We start from the raw sequence: 18,849 nt of genomic DNA, 5'->3' as shown, positions 1-18,849 counted from the left end.
TCACCCTGCACCACCTGCTCACCAACACCTCCGGCATCCCCGACTACGTCACCACGGAGGGCTTCACCCGCATCATGGGGACGCCGCGACCGGACGCGGCGGTGCTGGCCGGCGCGCCCGGCGCGCTGCTGACCGCCTCCACCGCGCTGGCCGGCGACTGCCAGGCCGCCACCGGCGCCCTGAACATCGCCCTCGCCGCGCTCGCCGTACGCGACGGCGTCGCCCCCGCGCTGATCGGCCTCGCCGACCCGCGCACCGGCGACCTCGCCGCGTACGTGACCAAACCCGGCCTCGGGCCCGTGGAGCGGGCGCTTGCCCTCACCGCCGCGCCCGGCTCGGTGCGCGGCGCCGTCCTCCTGGGGGCGATGTGAGCACCCCACCGGCCACGGGCGCCGTCACCGGACCACCCACCACCGGCGCCGTCACTGGACCGCCCGCCTCGGCCTCCGCCGGGTTGCCCTCCGCCCCCGCCTCCGCCTCCGCCGGGTTGCCGTTCGACGTCGCCGAGACCGACCGGCTGCTGACCACCACGCGGTCCGTGCGCCGCCGCCTCGACGTCGAGCGGCCCGTGCCCCGCGAGGTGGTGGAGGAGGCGCTGGAGGTCGCCGTCCAGGCGCCCACGGCCAACAACCACCAGAACTGGCGGTGGCTCGTCATCAGCGACGCCGCCGTCAAGCAGGAACTGGCCAGGATGATCCAGTCCTCCTGGACGTTCCACCGCAACGACATGTGGACCAACGCCGGCCGCCGCCGCAACGACGCGGGGGCGCGCCGCAACTACGCCTCCGCGCTGGCGCTCACCGAGACGATCGCGCAGGTGCCGATCCTCGTCATCCCGTGCGTCCTCGGCCGCCCGCCGGACATCACGGCCATCAACGAGGCCTGGCGCGGCCGGATGGCCGACAAGGTCGCCGAGGACCCCGGCCACCTGGTGCAGCACGGCGAGACCCGGGCCAGCATCTTCTACGGCTCGATCTTCCCGGCCATCTGGTCCTTCCAGCTCGCGCTGCGCAGCCGCGGGCTCGGCAGCACGATCACCTGCCTGCACGTACCGCACGAGCGGCAGGTCGCGCGGATGCTCGGCATCCCCTCAGGGGTGACCCAGGTGTGCATGATCCCCGTCGCGTACACCGTGGGCACCGACTTCCGCCCCGCAGAGCGCTACAGCGCCAAGGAACGCACCTACTGGGAGAGGTGGGGGACGTGACCGTACGACCCGAGCAGCCCGACGTCGTCATCGTCGGAGGAGGCATCTCGGGGGCGTCCGCGGCGTGCAGGCTCGCCGCCGGCGGGCTGTCCGTGGTGCTGCTGGAGAAGCAGGACACCTACAGGGACCTCGTGCGCGGCGAGTGGCTCGCGCCCTGGGGCATCAGGGAGGCCCAGCGCCTCGGCGTCGACGACTGCTTCTCGGCCGGTGGCGCGTGGGAGATCCGCGAGTGGATGACCTGGGACGAGGCCGTGACCGACGACGAGGTCGAGGCCGTGGACATGACCAGGTTCATCCCCGGCATCGGCGGGCCGATGTCGTTCCCGCACCACCAGGTGTGCGAGCTGATGTCCGAGCAGGCCGTGGCGAGCGGCGCCCGGCTGGTGATGGACGCCTCCCGCATCGTCGTCACCGCCGGCGCGCGGCCCGTCGTCACCTACCGGACCCCCGAGGGCGGCCACGAGCTGCGGCCGCGCATCGTGCTCGGCGCCACCGGCCGCGGCAACACCGTCGGCCGCCAGATCGGCGTCACCATGCGCAACTCCATGCACCACTGGGGCGGCGGCATGATGGTCGAGGGCATGGAGGGCTGGCCGCCCGACGTGCAGGCCATGGGCACCGAGGGCGACGTCATGTTCATGGTGTTCCCCCAGGGCCACGGCCGGGCCCGCCTCTACCTGAACTTCCCCACCGTCAACAAGCACCGCTACCGGGGGCCGGGCGGCGTCGAGCGGTTCCTCGCCGCGTTCGAGCTGAACTGCCTGCCCGACCGCGGCAAGGCCGTCACCCAGGCCACGCCCGCCGGGCCGCTGTCGGTGTGGCCGTCCGTGTCGAGCGTGCCCGAGGGGCCGCCGCTGGTCGAGGGCGTCGTCCTCATCGGCGACGAGGCCGGCAACGCCGACACCGTCCTCGGCACCGGCCTGTCGTGCGCCATGCGCGACTCGCGGACCGTCTGCGAGATCCTGCTCGCCTCCGACGACTGGTCGCCCGAGGCGTTCGCCCCGTACGTGAAGGAACGGGATTTCCGCCTGGAACGTCTCGACTTCGGCGCCTCCATCATCAGCAGGCTGCACGTCGAGTTCGGGCCCGCGGCCGTCGAGCGGCGCCGCCGCGTCCGCAGATTGATGGCCAAGAACTTCGCCGCCCAGGTGACCGGGCTGCTCAACATGGTCGCCCCGGAGGACGTACCCGAGTTCGGCTTCAGCGAGTTCTTCGCTGAGCGGCTTTTCAGGGAGTCGGCATGAGTGAGAAGAGAACGGTTCACGTCAACGGCGTCGACATCGCCTACGTCGACGAGGGCGAGGGCGACCCCGTCATCCTGCTGCACGGCTTCCCCGACTCCTCGTACCTGTGGCGCCACCAGATCCCGGCGCTCGTCGAGGGCGGGTTCCGGGTCATCGCGCCAGACATGCGCGGTTTCGGCGACTCCGGCAAGCCGCAGGAGATCGAGGCGTACGGCATGCAGACGATCGTCAACGACGTCGTCGCCCTCACCATGCAGCTCGGGATCAAGCGCCCGCACGTCGTCGGCCACGACTGGGGCGCGGCCATCGCCTGGATGTACGCCTTCCTCATGCCGCGCCGGCTCGACCACCTGGTCGCGCTGTCGGTCGGGCACCCCGGCGTCTTCGCCACCCCGTCGATCGAGCAGCGGGCCGCGTCCTGGTACATGCTCTTCTACCAGTTCCCCGGGGTCAGCGAGGAGCTGCTGCGCCGCAACGGCTGGCGGCTGTTCAAGGAGATCATGGGGCGCGACGGCGACTATGACCGGTACCTGCGCGACCTGGCCCGGCCCGGCGCGCTGACCGCCGGCCTCAACTGGTACCGAGCCAACCGCTCGCCCGCCTCCGAGCTGCGGCCCGCCCGCCCGTTCCCGCCGGTGCTCGCGCCGACCCTCGGCATCTGGGGCGCCGGCGACAAGGCGCTGCTGGAGGAGGGCATGTCCGCCTCCGGCAAGTTCGTCAAGGGGCCCTGGCGTTACGAGCGCGTCGAGGACGCCGGCCACTGGCTGCCGCTCGACGCGCCCGACGAGGTCAACAAGCTGCTGCTCGGTTTCCTCGGAACGGAGCGCCCCGCCCACGAGGAGCGGCGCCCCCGGCGCCGGTTGTAGCCGAGACCGGGTCATCCTCGCGACTCGTGAAGGGAATGGACGTCATGCTGGGTTATCTCTTCCCCGGCCAGGGGACGGTCCGCGTCGGCATGGGCGCCTGGCTGCGCCGCCGGCCGGCCGCGCGGGAGCGGCTGGACGAGGTTGACACGCTGCTGTCGCGGCCCGTCTCGCCGCTGTGCGCGCGGGGGCCGCTCGACCGGCTGGCCGCCACCGAGAACGCGCAGATCGCGGTCACGGCCTGCAACCTCGCGGCGCTGGCCGTCCTGGAGGAGGAGGGGTACGAGCCCGAGATCGTCGCCGGGCACAGCGTCGGCGAGCTGACCGCGCTGCACGCCGCGGGCGTCCTCGGGCTGGCCGACACGGTGCGCCTCGTCGAGACCCGGTCGCGGCTCATGGCCTCGGTCGGCGCCGTGGGCGGGATGCGGGCCGTGATGGGCTTGCCCGTGGAGGACGTCGAAGCCCTGGCCGAGGCCGCCTCGGCACCCGGCGAGCCGGTGGTGGTCGGCCTGGAGAACGCGCCGGGGCACGTCGTGGTCTCGGGTGCCTTCCCGGCGCTCGACCGGCTCACGGAGCTCGCCACGGCGGCCAGCAAGATTGTCCCGTTGGTGGTGGGCAACGCCTTCCACTCGCCGCTCATGGCGCCCGCGGTGGCGGGGTGGGCGGCGACGGTGGCGGCCGTGCCCATGCTGGAGCCCCTGGTGCCGGTCGTCCCGAACGTCACGGGCGAGCCCACCATGGACCTCGCCACGCTCCGGGAGGCGCTGGTCGTGCAGCTCACGGGACGGGTCCGGTGGACGCGCACGGTGGCGGCGGTGGACGCGGCGGCCTCGGGCGTGGAGGTCGGGGACAGCAAGGTCCTGACGGGGCTGTCGCGGCGGGCGGAGGCGCGCTGCCTCAGCATGGCCGACCCCGCGACCCTCCGGCGCTTGGCCAAGGCGGTGGCGGCGTGAACCGGTGGGGGAGCGCGCTGGTCAGCTTCGCGGGGCTCACCCGGCCGCAGCAGCTCGTCGGAGGAATGCGGCTGGAGGAGGTCTACACGGCCGCCGAACGCGTCAGGTCCACCGGCGGCGCGAGCGTGCAGCACTGGGCGGGCCGGCTGGCGGGCAAGCGCGCCGTCCTGCGCCTGCTCGGATTGCCACCCACGGCCGAACGCCTCGGCCAGGTCGAGGTGCTGCCCCGGCCCACCCCGTCCTGCCGCGCGACGTCCGCCTGCCGCGACGGCCACCCGCCTGCCGTACGCCTGGCTGCGCCGCTGGCCGAGCTGGTACGGCCCGACCGCCGCGTCCGCGTCTCCATCAGCCACACGAGCGAACGCGCGCTGGCCGTGGCCATCTGCTCCACCCGCCTCCCCGAGGACGAGGAGACCTGACATGCCCGCCGAACCACCTGCCGTCCCCGTGACTGACGCCGATGCGACGCCTCCCGCCCGGCTCGGTGCCCTCCCGGGCGGAGCGCCGAGCGAGGCGCTGGTCGGGCCCCCGGAGCCGCCGGCCGCGCCCACTGCTCCGGGGGGCACGCAAGCTCGCGAGCATCGGGTGGACGTGCGGAAGGCGGCCGAGGCGCTTCTGGAGGCGTGGCGGGCCGGGGACGCCCAGGCCGTGGCCGCGTCGGTGGACACCTACGAGGACCCCGACTCCTGCGGGACGCTGGCCGGCGCGGCGCTCGCCGAGCACGCCGCCCGTACGATGGCCCTCTTCCGGAATGCGCGCTTCACCGTGGACCGCGTGACCGGCGACGCCGACGCCGCCGCCCTCTCCTGGACCCTGGTGGCCGACCATCGCGCGGCCTACCTCGGCATGCCCGCCACCGGCGGCACCGCCACCGTGTACGGCACCGACCTGGTCACCCGCGACGAGCGTGGCGTCCACGTGCGCCGGAGCTTCGACCGGCTCGCTGTGGCCGAGGCGCTCGGATTCACGGCCCGGTTCGTGCCCGGCGCGGACGAGGCCCGGGAGTTCGGCGTCAGCGCCCGCGCCGCGACGGGCCGCACCGACAAGCCGGGCGCGCTCGTGCTGACCTGGCTGGAGATCCGCGACGACGCGGAGGCCGCCGACGTGGACCTGCTCAGCGTGGAGATCGTCAAGTCGCTGCGGTCCTCGAAGGGGTTCCTGGGCGTGACCACGTTCGACATCGGCGCCCGCAAGTTCACGCTGAGCGCCTTCGACCGGCCCGAGTCGATGCGGGCGGTCCACGCCCGGCCGCACCAGCGGGCCATGCGCCGCTTCTTCAAGGGCGGACTGTGCACACGTGTGCACACCAGCGTCTGGTACCCCGCCACGATCCGCGACTACGCCCGTTGCCCCGCCTGCGGGACGGTCGTGGCGGCGGGCAAGGACGCGGCCTGCGCGTGCGGGTGGACGCCGGAGGACGCGTCCACGCTGTGATCCCTCCTCGCGAGACACGGGAGCCTGAAAGATGATCGACTTCACCGCCGAGCACAACCTCGGCGACAGGACCAGCGGACCCGACGGGGGCGCCGCTCAGGGGCTCGGGGACGGACGGCCCGCTGTGGCGTTCATGTCCGCCCTGTTCGCCGGTGGGTGGATCTGGGAGCACCCGTACCGGCGCCTGGAGGCGGCCGGGTGGCCGGTGCTGCGGACCCACGAAGCGATCTGCGCCCTGGACCGGCAGGTGGCAGGGTCGATCGAGCAGCTCGGCGACGCGCTGCTGCGCGCCTGCGACGCCGCCGGCGTGGAGGACGTCATCGTCTGCGCCAACTCCCTCGGCGGCCTGGTCGCCATCGACCTCGCCGGCCGCCACCCCGACCGGGTACGCGGAATCGTGGTCAGCGGCGCGCCGGGCCTCACCGCCGACCCCGACGTCGGGCTCAGCTTCGACCGGCGGGGCAGCGTCCGGCCGTTCGGTGACGAGTTCGGGGAGCGGATGGTGGCCGCGCTGTTCCACAGCGGCCGCAGCTTCTTCTCGGTCGAGCGGATGAGCGAGGTCGGCGAGATGCTGCGCCGGCCCGAGTCCATGGTGAGCATGGCGCGCAGCATCAAGGCCACCCGCCGCTACGCGGTACGGCCGGCTCTGGACAAGGTGCGGTGCCCGTCCCTGTACGTCTGGGGGCGCCACGACCGGATGACGCCCGTGGACCCGTGGCTGGAGCTCCTGGCCGACTACCCGGACAACGAGGTGCTGGTGGTGGAGCAGAGCGGGCACATCCCGATGGTCGAACGGGCCGAGGAGTACACCGGCGTCCTGGAGTCCTTCGTGACGCGCTGCGCGGGCGCCCTGGCATGAGAGCCGTGATCGAACCCGCCATCGTGCCGGATCGTCCCGGGGCCGGCGAGCCCGCCGTGCCGGATCGTCCCGGGACCGGCGAGCCCGCCGTGCTTCTCGGCGTGGACGTCGTCGAGGTGGCGCGGCTGGAGCGAGCGGTCGAGCGGGGTGGTGAGGTGTTCGCGCGGCACGTCACCACCGAGGCCGAGCGCGGGCTCTCCCCGGAGGCGGCGGCTCTCTCGGTCGAGGCGGCGTTCTCGGTCAAAGAGTGCCTGATCAAGGCGGTCGGCGGCCGGGCGCCGGGGTTCGGCTGGCACGACTTCGAGGCGGTGGCCGGGGCCCCGGCCACGTGGGCGGGCCGCCTGCTGGACGAGGCCGCCTCCGAGCTGGCCGCCTCCACCGGGGTGGCGCTGGACGGGAACGCGGCGTACGCGCTCCACGGCGCCTCCCGCGACGCCGCCCTCCACCGCCTCAAGCCCCGGCACCCCGTGAACGCCCCCGCCACAGGCGCACCCGCCGTGGACGCCCTCCCTGTGAACGCCCCCATCGCCGATGCACCCACTGCGGCAGCGCCCGTCGCGGACGCGCCTACCGCCCAGGTGCTCGCCACCGACACGCCCACCGCCTCCGAGCCCATCACCTGCGAGCCCATCACCTCCGAGCCCGTCGCGGATCCGCCGGCCGCCGGTGTGGACGTCGTCGGGGCGGCCCGGTGGGGGAGCGGGGGCGGGGTGTTCGTGGCGCTGGCGATCGTGTACGTCGACAGGAAGGGAAGTGCCCGATGTCCCAGGTGAGGACGGTACGACCGGGGGAGTCGATCCAGCGGGCGCTGGACGAGGCCGGCCCCGGAGCGAGCATCGTGCTGACGGAGGGCACGTACACCGAGAGCGTCTGGATCCGGCACGGCGGCGTGTCGCTGACCGGTGCCGGCCCCGGCCGCACCGTGCTGGCCCCCGGCGACGGCGCACCGGCCGACGTGCCGCGGCTGCACGACGCCTCCGAGGACGTCGTCAGCGGCATCACCGTGTACGGCGGCGCGGTCGCGGAGGCAAAGGTCGCGAACGTCAGGATCGAGGGGCTGACCGTGACCGGCTTCACCGGCGCCGGGATCTACGCCCACTCCGTCGCAGGTGTGAGCGTGCGCGACGTGGAGGCCCGCGGCAACGCCGTCTGGGGCGTCTACCTGCGCGAGTCCAGCGGCTGCGAGGTGACCGGCTGCCGCGCCTCCGGCAGCCAGTACGGCGGCGTGGCCCTCAGCTTCTGCCCCGAGTCGGACGCCCTGGTCGCGGACAACGAGACGTTCGCCAACGCCTTCGGCATCTTCGTCGACAACAGCTCGTACGCCCGGGTGGTGCGCAACGTCTGCCACGGCAACGCGATCGGCATGCTCCTGCTGAACCAGGTGTACGAGGGCGAGCCGGAGGGCGGGGTCCGGGACTGCCTGGTGGCGGGAAACGACCTGCACGGCAACAGCCTGGCGGCCGGCGCCGAGCCCGACGGCCTGGGTGCGGCCGGGCCGCCCATCTCCGGCGTCGGCCTCGCGCTCATCGGCACGCACCGGGTCGCCGTCGTGGACAACCACATCCACGACAACCACCCCAGCGGCGAGTCGGTCATGGGCGCGGGCTTCGTCATCGGCTCCTCCAAGGACTGGGGCGGCGACGACGCCCTGGACAACCACATCCTGTGGAACCGGATCACCGGCAACACCCCGCTGGACTTCCAGCTCGGCACCGACCTGGCGCGGCAGACCTGTGCCGGGAACGTGGCCGGCAAGGGCGACCCGGCCGACCTGCTGGACCACGACGACGTCGCGGCAAGGGGGTGGCACCGATGAGCACCCCGCCGACGACCACCCCGCCCACGACCACCCCGCCGACAACCGCACCACCGGCCACCGCCTCGGAGACGGTCGCATCCGGCCGGACGACGCCCCCCGCCCTGGCCTGTCACAACCTGAGCAAGCGCTACGGCGACGTCGTAGCCGTCGAGGACGTCGGTTTCGCCATAGCGCCCGGCCAGGCGTACGGCCTGCTGGGCCCCAACGGCGCCGGCAAGACCACCACGATCTCCATGCTCGTCGGCCTGCTGCGCCCCGACTCCGGCACCGTGCTGGTCGGCGGCACGGACCTGGCGGCCGACCCGACCCGCGCCAAGGCGAAGATCGGGTACGTCCCCCAGGAGATCGCCCTCTACCCGGAGCTGACCGGCCGCGAGAACCTGCGCTTCTTCGGCCGCCTGTTCGGCCTGCCCCGCCGGCGCCTGGCGGCGCGCATCGACGAGGTGCTCGACCTCATCGGCCTCACCGACCGGGCCGACACCAAGCTCGGCACGTACTCCGGAGGCATGAAGCGCCGCATCAACATCGGCGCCGCGCTGCTGCACCGGCCCGAGGTGCTGATCCTGGACGAGCCGACCGTCGGCGTGGACCCGCAGAGCCGCAAGGCCATCCTCGACGGCGTCGAGCGCCTGGTCGAGGAGGGCATGGCGCTGCTGTACACCTCCCACTACATGGAGGAGATCGAGCGGGTCTGCGAGCGCGCGGCGATCATCGACCACGGCCGGATCATCGCCGACGGCACCCGCCGCGAGCTGGTCTCCCTGGTCGGCACCGCCGACAAGGTCGAGCTGGTCCTGGACGGCGACGTGGAGACGGCCTTCGCCAAGCTGCGCGCCGTCGAGGGCGTGGTGGAGGCGGCCCGTACGGGCGCCTCGTCGGTACGGCTGATCGCCGAGGGCGGCAGGTACCTGCTGCCGGCCCTCATCACCGCGGTGGAGGGCAGCGCCACCGTCACGGCCACCCAGGTCATCGAGCCCGACCTGGAGGCCACGTTCCTGCACCTCACCGGCAGCACGTTGAGGGACTGACATGTGGCGGGCCTTGTGGACGGTGAGCGCGCTGGAGCTGCGCGCCCGGTTGCGCGACGGCACGGCGATCGTCATCGCGGTGATCGTCCCGGTGACGCTGGCGACCCTGTTCGGTCTCGCCCTGGGCGGCGACGACCCGCCGCTGAGGGCGACGGTGGGGTTCGTGGACCTGGACGGCGGCGAGTTCCCGGCCAGTGTCCGGCGTGAGGTGACGGCCGCCAAGGAGCTGAAGGGCTCCGTGACGCTGCGCGACCTGCCGAGCAGGGAGGAGGCGAGCCGGGAGCTGGAGTCGGGCGCCATCGGCTCGGCGATCGTCTTCCCGGCCGGGTTCAGCCAGAGCGTCGGCGCCGGCAAGGGGGGCGACGTGGCGGTCCTGAAGACGCCCGAGTCGCCGCTCGCGGGCGTGGTGGCGAGCGCCATCGTGGATCGGATCTCCGCCGTGGTCGACGCCCGCACCCTGGCCGTACGGGCCGTGCTGCGCGCGGGCGTGCCCGGCGACGAGGTCAAGGAACTGGTGGAGCGCAACGGCGCGGCCGGTCCGGCGATCGGCCTGGCCGACGACCCGCTGGCCGGCGGCAAGATCGACCTGTCGGTCTACTACGGCTCGGGCATGGCGGCGCTGTTCGCGTTCTTCGTGGTGGGCGCCTCGTTCCGGGGGCTGCTGACCGAGCGGAAGCTCGGCACGCTCGACCGGATCCGCGCGGCGCCGGTGGCGGCCTGGGTGCCCGTCGCGGGCAAGGCCGCCGTCGGGTTCGCGCTGGCCGTCCTCGGGGCCCTGCTCAACTGGGGCGCCTCGGTGCTCATCTTCGGCTCCACCTGGGGCGACGCGGGGGCCGTGGCCGTGGTGCTGGTCGCGCACGTGCTGGCCGCCGCCGCGATCACCATGCTGGTGACCAGCCGGGTCAGGACCGACGCCCAGGCCGACGGCGTGATCATGGTCGTGTCGTTCGTGGCGGCGTTCTTCGGCGGCAGCCTGGTGCCGATCTACAGCCTGCCCGGTCCGCTCCAGGCGGTCGCGCTGCTCACCCCGAACGGCTGGACGTCCAAGGCGCTGACCGAGCTGGCCGGCTCGGGCGCGGGGCTCGCGGCCGTGGCGCTGCCGGTGGGCGTGCTGTGCGCGATCGCGCTGACGGCGGGCGGCCTCGCCGTCCTCGGCTTCCGGAAGGGACTGCTGCTGTGACGACCACAAGGATGCGCCCGCGGCCCGTGCTCGCGCTCGTGGCCGCGAACCTGCGCCGCCACACCCGTGACCGTGTCGGCCTGTTCTTCATGGTCGTCATGCCGTTCGTCTCCATCGTCTTCGTCGGCATGGCGCTCGGCGGCGGCACGACGGGCTCCTCACGGCTGCCGGTCGGCGTGGTCGCCGAGGGCTCCGGCCCCCTCACCTCCGCCCTGCTGGCCGAGCTGCGCCGCCACCCCGACCTGGAGATCACGACGATGACCTCGGCCGCCGAGCTGCGCTCGGGCGTGCGGGAGGGCTCGCTGGCGGCGGGCCTGGTCATCCCGTCCGGCTCCACCAGGCTGGACCTCGTCGTCACCGAGACCAACGGCAGCGGCATGGCCGCGCGCGGCGCCATCGACGTCGCCGTGAGCAAGGTCGCGGCCGTCGAGGAGGCCACGCGCGCCGCCCGCACCGCGGGCGCCACCCCCGAGCAGGCCGCCCTGTACGTACGGCAGGCCCAGGCCGAGTCCGGCCGCGTCGCCGTGCAGGACACCTCGACCTCGGCCGGCGACCCGCGCGGCTTCGCCTACACCGCCCCCGCCAACCTGCTGCTGTTCACCTTCATCAACTCCATGGCCGTGGCCGCCGCGCTGGTCGAGAGCCGCCGGCTCGGCATGCTCCAGCGCGCGCTGACCGCCCCGGTGCGGCACCGGTCGGTGCTGCTCGGCGAGGCGCTGAGCCGCTTCCTCGTCGCCCTCGCGCAGGCCGCGCTCATCATGGCGGTGAGCGCGCTGGCGTTCGGCGTCCACTGGGGCGACCCGCTGGGGGTGGCGGCCGTCGTGGGGACGTTCGCGCTGGTCTCCACCGGGGCGGCGATCCTCGTCGGCACGCTGCTGCGCACACCCGACCAGGCGCCGGCCATCGGCCCGCCGCTCGGCGTCGTGCTCGGCATGCTGGGCGGCTGCCTGTGGCCGCGCGAGTCGTCCGGCGACGTGCTCAACGCCGTCGGCCACCTCTTCCCGCACGCCTGGGGCATGGACGCGCTGCTGGAGCTGGCCGTGCCCGGCACGGGCATCGGCGCGGTGCTGCCACAGCTCGGCGTCCTCGCCGCGATGGCCGCCCTGCTGCTGGGCGCCTCCCTCGTCCTGTTCGGCCACCGCACCAGACAAGAGGGGATTTCATGAAAGGCATCCTGCTGGCCGGCGGCCGGGGCACGCGCCTGCTGCCCACGACGCTGGCGGTCTCCAAGCAGTTGCTGCCGGTCAACGACAAGCCGCTCATCTACTTCCCGCTCTCGGTGCTGATGCTGGCCGAGATCCGCGACATCCTGGTCGTCTCCACGCCGGAGGACGTACCGCAGATCCGCCGCCTGCTGGGCGACGGCTCCCGGCTCGGGCTGCGCATCACCTACACCGAGCAGCCGGAGCCGAACGGCATCGCCGAGGCGCTCGTGCTCGGCGCCGACCACATCGGCGACGACCCGGTGGCGCTCATCCTCGGCGACAACGTCTTCCACGGCTACTCCTTCCAGGAGATCCTGCGGCAGGAGTGCCGTGACATCGACGGCTGCGTCCTGTTCGGCTACCCGGTGCGCGACCCGGAGAGGTACGGCATCGCCGAGACCGGCCCGGGCGGCCGGCTGCTGTCCCTGGAGGAGAAGCCCGCGACGCCCCGCTCCAACCGGGCGGTCGTCGGCTTCTACCTCTACGACAACGACGTCGTCGACATCGCCAAGAACCTCTCGCCGTCGGCGCGGGGCGAGCTGGAGATCACCGACGTCAACCGCGCCTACCTGGAGCGGGGCAAGGCCAAGCTCGTCGACCTCGGCCGCGGCTTCGCCTGGATCGACGCGGGCACCCCGGAGTCGCTCCTCCAGGCCGGGCAGTACGTCCAGCTCCTGGAGCAGCGGCAGGGCGTACGGATCGCCTGCCTGGAGGAGATCGCCCTCCGGATGGGCTACATCGACGCCGAGACCTGCCACCGGCTCGGCGTCGAGCTGGAGAAATCGGCCTACGGCCAGTACGTGATCTCCGTGGCGGAGCAGTTCGCCGCCCGGTGACTCGTGAGCAAGGAGGCAAGCCATGACCATGACGGCACTGTTCCCCGGCCGTTCGCCGGCCGGCGGCGACCATGTGACAGACGTGTACCGCTACGCCTCCCGCAAGGGCGCGATCGAGTCGGTCGAGGCGGCCGCCGAGGACCTCGGCCTGGCCGTGCGCGAGGTGCGCGCGGCGGTGGAGCACCTGGTGGAGAGCCGGCTGCTGCGGGTGGACGACAGCGCGGGCCTGCGGTTCGTGCCCGTGGACCCGGAGCTGGCCGCCGCCTCGCTGGTTTCGTCCGTCGAGCGGGAGATCTACCAGCGGCGCGAACTGATCGACCAGATCCGCGAGCGGATCGGCACCTTCCAGCCCGACTACGTCGCGGCGGAGGCGTCCACGGCCCCCCGCGCCGTGGACTACCTGGTGGGCTCCATGGAGGTGCGCGGCTTCCTGAAGACGGCCAGCGACGCCTGCCGCGACGAGGTGCTGGTGCTCCAGGCGGGCGGCGGCGTGACCGGCGACCTGTCGGAGACGTTCCTCGCCCTGCTGTCCAGGGGAGTGGTGGTGCGCATCATCTGCCAGCACCGCAACCGGGGCGACGTGTCCACCCGCATGCGGATGAAGCGGCTCACCGACGCCGGCGCGGTCGTCTACACGCTGAGCCACATCCCGCGCTCGGCGGTGGTGTTCGACCGCTCGCTGGTCGTCATGTTCGGGGCGGGCGGCGAGGAGGCGAACGTGGCGCGGGTCCGCGACCACGGCATCGCGCAGTTCTTCCTCGACCTGTTCAACCACCTGTGGGAGATGGCGACACCCCTGGAGGGCATCGAGTTCGGCTACGCCGACGTGGCCGACGACCTCCAGCAGTCCATCGCCGCGCTGATGGCCAAGGGCTACACCGACGAGGTGGTGGCCAGGAAGCTCGGCATGTCGGTCCGGAGCTGCCGCCGGCACATCGCCACGCTGATGCGCGAGCTGGACGCGACCAGCAGGTTCCAGGCGGGGGTGGCGGCGGCCAGGAGCTTCCTGCGCAACGCCGGCTGACCCCCGCCCCCACGATGTCAGACGACCTGGTGGCCGCGCATCACGACGGCCACCCCGGCCAGTGCCCGGGCGCGCTCGACGACCGTCTCGACGCCGGTCACCAGGTCCTCGAACGACATCCGCGGGTCCAGGCAGATCCGGACGGAGCTGTTGGCGTCCTCCGCGTCCACCCCGATGGCGGTCAGCACGTACGAGGGCTCCTGCGAGCCGGAGTTGCAGGCCGACCCGGTGGACACCGCCACCGTGGTCAGGCCGGCGACCAGGCTCTCGCCGCGTACCCCGGGCAGGACGACGTTGAGCACGTGCGGCACGCCGCCCCGCGGGTCGCCGTTGAGGCGCGCGCCCGGGATGCCGGCGGCGAGGATGTCCAGCGCCGTCGCGCGCAGCTCGCGCACCCGCCGCAGGTCCGCCTCCGCCCGCGCCAGCGCCAGCTCCGCCGCCTTGCCCAGGCCCACCACCAGGTGCGTGGGGATGGTGCCGCTGCGCAGCTCGTACTGCCCGCCGCCGAACATGACCGGCCGCAGCCGGTGCCGGATCTCCGGCCGCACGTACAGGACCCCGACGCCCTTCGGGCCGCTCAGCTTGTGCGCCGACAGCGACAGCAGGTCGATCTCCGCCCCCCGCACGTCGATCGGCACCCGCCCGGCCGCCTGCGCCGCGTCCACGTGCAGCAGGGCGCCCACGTCGTGGCAGAGCGCGGCCATCGCGTGGACCGGCTGCACGGTGCCGATCTCGCTGTTCACCCACGCGGCGGTGGCCACGCGCGTGTGCAGGTCGAGCAGCTCGTCCAGGTGGACGAGGTCCACCTGGCCGTCCCGGCCGACCCGCACCGTCCGCGCGTCCACGCCGCGCGCCGCGAGGGCGCGGCCGACCGCCAGCGACGACTTGTGATCGGTCGGGCAGAACACCCCGTTGACCGGCGCCCGGTCGTCGTGGCCGAACGAGCCGAGCAGCGCGATGTTGTTGCTCTCGGTCGCGCCGGAGGTGAACAGCACCGCGTCCGGGTCGGCCCCGATCAGCCGCGCCACCGACTCGGCCGCCGCGTCCACGGCCCGGCGGGCCCGCTTGCCGAGCACGTGCGGCGACGACGGGTTGCCGAACTCCTCGCGCAGGTACGGCAGCATCGCGTCCAGCACCTCGTCGTCGACGCGGGTGGTGGCGCAGCCGTCCAGGTAGATGACCTTCATGCCGTCAGCTCCTCAGGGTGCTGACGGTGACGAGCTTGGCGTAGATCTCGTCGGCGGACGTCTCGCCGCTGCCGCCCGGGTCGGCGATCACCACGCGCATGTCCGGCAGGCCGTACAGGTTGAGCGCGATGTCCACGCCCGTCTGGACCGGCATCAGGCACTCGCCCGGCGCGAAGATCAGCAGGTTGCGGTAGCCGGCCTTGTGCACCTCCGACACCATCTCGGTGATCTCGCCCGCGCAGCCGGTGATGCCGCAGCTGATCAGCGTGCGGTAGTTGCCGTCGGCGTCCACGAACGCCACCTCGGCGTCGCGCCGGCCCTCGTCGAGATAACGCTTCTCCAGCAGGCCCTGCTTGACGAAGCGGTCGGCGGCCTTCTGGAAGCGGTACTTCAGCCACGTCTCGGGGAAGGCGAGCCGGTGCTTGCGGCTCGGCAGCACCAGCTCGGCGGGCAGGCCGTAGTCGCACAGCGCCTTCTCGTACGAGGTGGGCAGCGTGGTGAAGCCCTCGAAGAACTCGGCCCGCAGCTCACTGGCCGGGCGGTCGTGGGCCGGCACGTACTGCCAGTCGTTGATCAGCAGGAGCAGCCGGCCGGAGACGCCCGCCTCGGCGTACTCGCCGAGCAGGTCGAGCGACAGCTCCCACGTGTAGCCGGGGAAGATGCCGACGCGGCCGGCGACGCGGCGGCGCATGGTCTCGTCCTTCTGCTCCTCGACGACGCCCGGCACGAGCCGCCCGGTCGCCTCGTCCTCGAACAGCATGAAGTGCCCGCCCATGACGACCAGGTCGCCGAGGCCGGAGGCGGGCAGCTCGCGGGCGATCGCGTCGCGGAGCTCCTGCTCCGAGGCGACCAGCCGGTGGGTCTTGGTCACTCGGTCGGTGACGGCGTGGTTCATCGTAACTCCTTGAGGCTGGAGGCCCCGGGCATCAGTCCTGGGGAAGAAAACCGGACACCATCCGTAGTTGCTTTGTCTGCGCTGGGTGATTCTTTTAGGATTGATCTGTGAGGACGGCGTACAAGTGCCGGGCGTACCCGACGCCTGAGCAGGCCGGCGTGCTGAATCGCACGTTCGGCTGCGTGCGCGTCGTCTGGAACCGCACCCTGGCCTGGCGGCACGACCGATACCGCACTCAGCAGGCGAAGACCGGATTCACGCAGGCCAACGCCTACCTCACCGCGATGAAGGGCACCGACGAGCTGGCGTGGCTGAATGAGGTGTCCTCGGTCCCGTTGCAACAGGCGATCCGGCACCAGCAGGCGGCGTTCACGAACTTCTTCGCCGGACACGCCAGGTACCCGCGTTACAAGTCCCGCACCGGCCGGCAGTCGGCCGAATACACCCGTTCCGGGTTTCGCTACCGAGACGGGCGGCTGTTCCTGGCGAAGATGGACGCGCCGCTGCGGTTCGTCTGGTCCTGGCCCGGCGTGGATGTGGCGTCGCTCGACCCGACCACGGTGACCGTCTCCCGCGACCCGTGCGGACGGTGGTACGTCTCCTTCGCCGTCGATATCGCCGCCCCCGACCGGCTTGCGCCTACGCGAGCCATGATCGCCGTCGATCTCGGAGTGACGGACTTCGCCGTCACCTCCGACAGCGAGAAGATCCCCAATCCGCGTCATTTGGCCAAGCAGGAACGCAACCTGGCCCGCTACCAGCGCCGCCAAGCGCGGAAGGTCAAAGGTTCGAGCAATCACCGGAAGGCGAGGGCCAAGGTCGCCCGCGCCCACCGGAAGGTGCGCGCGTCCCGGACGGATTTCCTGCACAAGACCAGCACGCGGCTGGTCCGTGACCACGACGTGATCGTGATCGAGGACCTGGCCGTGACGAACATGGTCCGTAACCGGAAGCTGGCCAAGGCCATCTCCGACTGCGGGTGGGGAACCTTCCGCCGCATGCTCGCATACAAGGCCGCCAGATACGGGCGTCACCTGATCGTGGTCGACCGCTGGCTGCCCAGCTCCAAGACCTGCTCGGCCTGCGGGCACCTGCTTGAGCGACTCTCGCTCAGCATCCGGACGTGGCAGTGCCCGTCCTGCGGCACCCGGCACGACCGGGACGTCAACGCCGCCAAGAACATCCTGGCGGCAGGTCTTGCCGTGTCCGCCTGTGGAGGCGACGTCAGACATTCCGGATCCATCCGGGTGCAGTCGCCTGTGAAGCAGGAACCCCGACCTGTGAAGGTTGGACTCCCTGTTCTCTAGGTATGGGGAGAAAGTCAAGCGACTCGGAGTGAAGCCGGCCGGCGAGGACGCCCAGCGGGACCGGCCCGGCGAGCAGCCGGAGGGTCAGACCCTCCCAGCCGCGTTCGCGGAGCTCGGCCAGCACCCGGGGGATGCGCAGGGCGCGCCCTCCGCCGACGGTGTAGCTGTCGGAGAGGTCGAGGCAGGGCAGCCCGTTGACGAGCCGGACGGCGTCGACGAGGGCGCGGGGGGCAGCCTCGCCGGGGTCGCCGTCCCACAGGGGCAGCCGGCGGGGTGCGGGGCGGCCGGCCGGCGCGGGCAGGCCGGCCAGCCGGGCCACGTCGCCGAGCCGTGGGCCGCCCTCCGGGTCGGCGTCGCAGGCGAGGACCAGGGCCTCGTGGCCGCGCAGGAACGCCTCCACGGCCGCGGCGTCCATCACCGAGGAGGCCGCCTGCAGGGACACGGCGACCGCGTCGCGCCACTCGTCCACCCGCAGGTACGCGTCCGACCCGGCGTGCGCCCATGCCTCCGGCGCCGGGTGCCAGGTGAAGGCGGTGCGCCGGCCCCCGTAGTCCTTGGTGCGCTGCTTGATGAAGTTGACCTCCGGCCCGAGCCGCACCTCCCGGCCGCGCCGCGACCCCTCGCGGGACACCAGCTCGACCACCTCGTCGTAAGGCAGGTAGGCGTGCTCCTTGGCCCGCGCGAACGCGGCCGCCACCCGGCCGAGAAGATCACCGAACGCCGGGTCGCCGGAGCAGTCCACGCGCGCCAGCGTCGGCGAGAACATGCAGGTCAGGACGTCCGGGTACGGGTGCGACTCGCGGTTGCTGACGAACGACAGGTGGCTCACCGCGTCCAGGCCGGTGTAGGCGGCGGTCAGCGCGGTGCAGGCGGCCAGGTGGACCAGCGACGGCCACACCCCGTGCCGGGCGGCGATCCGGCGGGTCGCGTCCAGCAGGGCGGGGGAGGTCAGCGACGCGTGCCGGGCCGGCGGCTCGCCCTCCGGGAGGACTTCCCGGCGATGGGCGGCGTAGGGGTCCGCGGGCAGCGCGGCCACCTCCTGCTGCCAGTACGCGATCGACCGGGCGGCCACCACCGTGGCGTCGGCCGACGTCTCGTGGCGGGCCAGGTCCGACGGCTGGTGGCGCACCGGCATCAGCGTGGCGGGGCGGCGGGCGGCCAGGCCGGCGCCCTTCGCGCGCAGCTCCCGCTTCAGCTCGCCGAGCGTCCACACGTCCACGGCCAGGTGGTTGAGCACCATGACGACGCGCTTGGCGGCGCCGCCCGCGGTGATGACGACCGCGCGGACGGGCCACTCGCCGGCCAGGTCGAACGGCCGGGTGCTCAGTTCCTCGACCACCTCGGCGGGCGCGGCCGTGCCGTCCCGCTCCACGGTGACCTCGCGCAGCTTCAGGGCGCCCGGCGGGTGGATCCGCTGCACGGGCCCGGTGCCGGGCTCCCCGGCGTCCAGGTGGTACGTGGTGCGCAGCGTCTCGTGCCGCCGTACCAGATGGGTGAGCATCGCCTGGCAGTGGGCGGGCGTGACACCGGCCGGCACGTCGAAGGTGAGGACGACGTGCGTCTCGTGCTGGTGCCCGGGCGGCAGCTGGTGGACGCGCAACCAGATGTAGCGCTGCCCCCAGCACAGGTTCGCGGATTTCACAGCGGACAACTCGGCCTCCACCGCCGGCGATTGTCGGACTACCGAATAAATCGAGGATTGGCTTTTCCCGGGACCGTGACAAGCGGGCCGCGCTGGCAGCTTGGACGTGCGACAACCTGCCAGCGTGCTCTTTCCCGGCCGCCTTGACCGGGCCCGCGCCATTCCC

At 72.9% G+C, this 18,849-nt stretch carries 18 protein-coding genes and 1 pseudogene; 16 read left to right on the top strand and 3 right to left on the bottom strand.

Going from position 1 to position 18,849, the window contains the following annotated elements:
- The 15 genes and pseudogenes from AB0H81_RS26715 to AB0H81_RS26645 all read left to right on the top strand — a co-directional run.
- Positions 1–371, top strand: a pseudogene (locus AB0H81_RS26715) (hypothetical protein); the annotation flags it as partial.
- Positions 368–1,207 (top strand): nitroreductase family protein, encoded by an 840-nt coding sequence (locus tag AB0H81_RS26710; RefSeq protein ID WP_358379952.1) that lies wholly within the window; start codon positions 368–370, stop codon positions 1,205–1,207. The pseudogene AB0H81_RS26715 and the gene AB0H81_RS26710, both read left to right, overlap by 4 nt.
- The gene (locus tag AB0H81_RS26705) at positions 1,204–2,451 is read left to right on the top strand and encodes an FAD-dependent oxidoreductase (protein WP_358379949.1); all 1,248 of its coding nucleotides are present in this window, start codon (positions 1,204–1,206) and stop codon (positions 2,449–2,451) included. The genes AB0H81_RS26710 and AB0H81_RS26705 overlap by 4 nt, the downstream gene beginning before the upstream one ends.
- Positions 2,448–3,317 carry an alpha/beta fold hydrolase gene (locus AB0H81_RS26700; RefSeq protein WP_358379946.1) on the top strand — a complete coding sequence of 290 codons (870 nt, stop codon included), beginning with the start codon at positions 2,448–2,450 and terminating at the stop codon, positions 3,315–3,317. Before AB0H81_RS26705 ends, AB0H81_RS26700 begins: the two co-directional genes overlap by 4 nt.
- Before the next feature lie 35 nt (positions 3,318–3,352).
- A complete protein-coding gene (locus AB0H81_RS26695; RefSeq protein ID WP_358379958.1) occupies positions 3,353–4,267 on the top strand; it encodes an ACP S-malonyltransferase in 915 nt (304 codons plus the stop codon).
- Positions 4,264–4,686 carry a phosphopantetheinyl transferase gene (locus AB0H81_RS26690; RefSeq protein ID WP_358379943.1) on the top strand — a complete coding sequence of 141 codons (423 nt, stop codon included), beginning with the start codon at positions 4,264–4,266 and terminating at the stop codon, positions 4,684–4,686. The genes AB0H81_RS26695 and AB0H81_RS26690 overlap by 4 nt, the downstream gene beginning before the upstream one ends.
- 166 nt (positions 4,687–4,852) lie before the next feature.
- Positions 4,853–5,701 (top strand): ester cyclase, encoded by an 849-nt coding sequence (locus AB0H81_RS26685; RefSeq protein WP_358379940.1) that lies wholly within the window; start codon positions 4,853–4,855, stop codon positions 5,699–5,701.
- 31 nt (positions 5,702–5,732) lie between these two features.
- Positions 5,733–6,560, top strand: a complete 828-nt coding sequence (locus tag AB0H81_RS26680; RefSeq protein ID WP_358379937.1) for an alpha/beta hydrolase — start codon at positions 5,733–5,735, stop codon at positions 6,558–6,560.
- 5 nt (positions 6,561–6,565) lie between these two features.
- The gene (locus tag AB0H81_RS26675; RefSeq protein WP_358379934.1) at positions 6,566–7,333 is read left to right on the top strand and encodes a 4'-phosphopantetheinyl transferase superfamily protein; all 768 of its coding nucleotides are present in this window, start codon (positions 6,566–6,568) and stop codon (positions 7,331–7,333) included.
- A complete protein-coding gene (locus tag AB0H81_RS26670; RefSeq protein ID WP_358379931.1) occupies positions 7,321–8,376 on the top strand; it encodes a right-handed parallel beta-helix repeat-containing protein in 1,056 nt (351 codons plus the stop codon). Before AB0H81_RS26675 ends, AB0H81_RS26670 begins: the two co-directional genes overlap by 13 nt.
- Positions 8,373–9,407: an ABC transporter ATP-binding protein gene (locus AB0H81_RS26665; RefSeq protein WP_358379928.1), complete on the top strand. Its 1,035-nt coding sequence runs from the start codon at positions 8,373–8,375 to the stop codon at positions 9,405–9,407. Before AB0H81_RS26670 ends, AB0H81_RS26665 begins: the two co-directional genes overlap by 4 nt.
- Position 9,408: 1 nt before the next feature.
- Positions 9,409–10,587, top strand: coding sequence for an ABC transporter permease (locus AB0H81_RS26660; RefSeq protein ID WP_358379925.1), 1,179 nt, complete (start codon positions 9,409–9,411; stop codon positions 10,585–10,587).
- Positions 10,584–11,753 carry an ABC transporter permease gene (locus AB0H81_RS26655; RefSeq protein ID WP_358379922.1) on the top strand — a complete coding sequence of 390 codons (1,170 nt, stop codon included), beginning with the start codon at positions 10,584–10,586 and terminating at the stop codon, positions 11,751–11,753. Before AB0H81_RS26660 ends, AB0H81_RS26655 begins: the two co-directional genes overlap by 4 nt.
- Complete coding sequence (gene rfbA / locus AB0H81_RS26650) at positions 11,750–12,628, top strand: glucose-1-phosphate thymidylyltransferase RfbA (RefSeq protein ID WP_358379920.1); 879 nt, start codon at positions 11,750–11,752, stop codon at positions 12,626–12,628. The genes AB0H81_RS26655 and rfbA overlap by 4 nt, the downstream gene beginning before the upstream one ends.
- A gap of 22 nt (positions 12,629–12,650) precedes the next feature.
- On the top strand, positions 12,651–13,652 hold the full coding sequence (locus AB0H81_RS26645; RefSeq protein ID WP_358379917.1) for a hypothetical protein: 1,002 nt from the start codon (positions 12,651–12,653) through the stop codon (positions 13,650–13,652).
- Positions 13,653–13,669: 17 nt separating this feature from the next.
- On the opposite strand, the gene AB0H81_RS26640 is transcribed toward AB0H81_RS26645, so the two are convergent.
- Positions 13,670–14,839: a cysteine desulfurase family protein gene (locus AB0H81_RS26640; protein WP_358379914.1), complete on the bottom strand. Its 1,170-nt coding sequence runs from the start codon at positions 14,837–14,839 to the stop codon at positions 13,670–13,672.
- Positions 14,840–14,843: 4 nt separating this feature from the next.
- On the bottom strand, positions 14,844–15,734 hold the full coding sequence (locus AB0H81_RS26635) for an LPD16 domain-containing protein (RefSeq protein ID WP_358379911.1): 891 nt from the start codon (positions 15,732–15,734) through the stop codon (positions 14,844–14,846).
- 107 nt (positions 15,735–15,841) lie between these two features.
- On the opposite strand from AB0H81_RS26635, the gene AB0H81_RS26630 reads away from it, so the two are divergent.
- On the top strand, positions 15,842–17,041 hold the full coding sequence (locus AB0H81_RS26630; RefSeq protein WP_358379908.1) for an RNA-guided endonuclease TnpB family protein: 1,200 nt from the start codon (positions 15,842–15,844) through the stop codon (positions 17,039–17,041).
- On the opposite strand, the gene AB0H81_RS26625 is transcribed toward AB0H81_RS26630, so the two are convergent.
- A complete protein-coding gene (locus tag AB0H81_RS26625; RefSeq protein WP_358379955.1) occupies positions 16,959–18,683 on the bottom strand; it encodes a condensation domain-containing protein in 1,725 nt (574 codons plus the stop codon). The genes AB0H81_RS26630 and AB0H81_RS26625 overlap by 83 nt on opposite strands.
- Positions 18,684–18,849 lie beyond the last annotated feature (166 nt).

It is taken from the genome of Nonomuraea sp. NPDC050691 (assembly GCF_040654455.1).
Lineage (GTDB): Bacteria > Actinomycetota > Actinomycetes > Streptosporangiales > Streptosporangiaceae > Nonomuraea.
The sequence above is the reverse complement of the archived record's forward strand: the minus strand, read 5'-3'. Positions and strand labels throughout refer to the sequence as shown.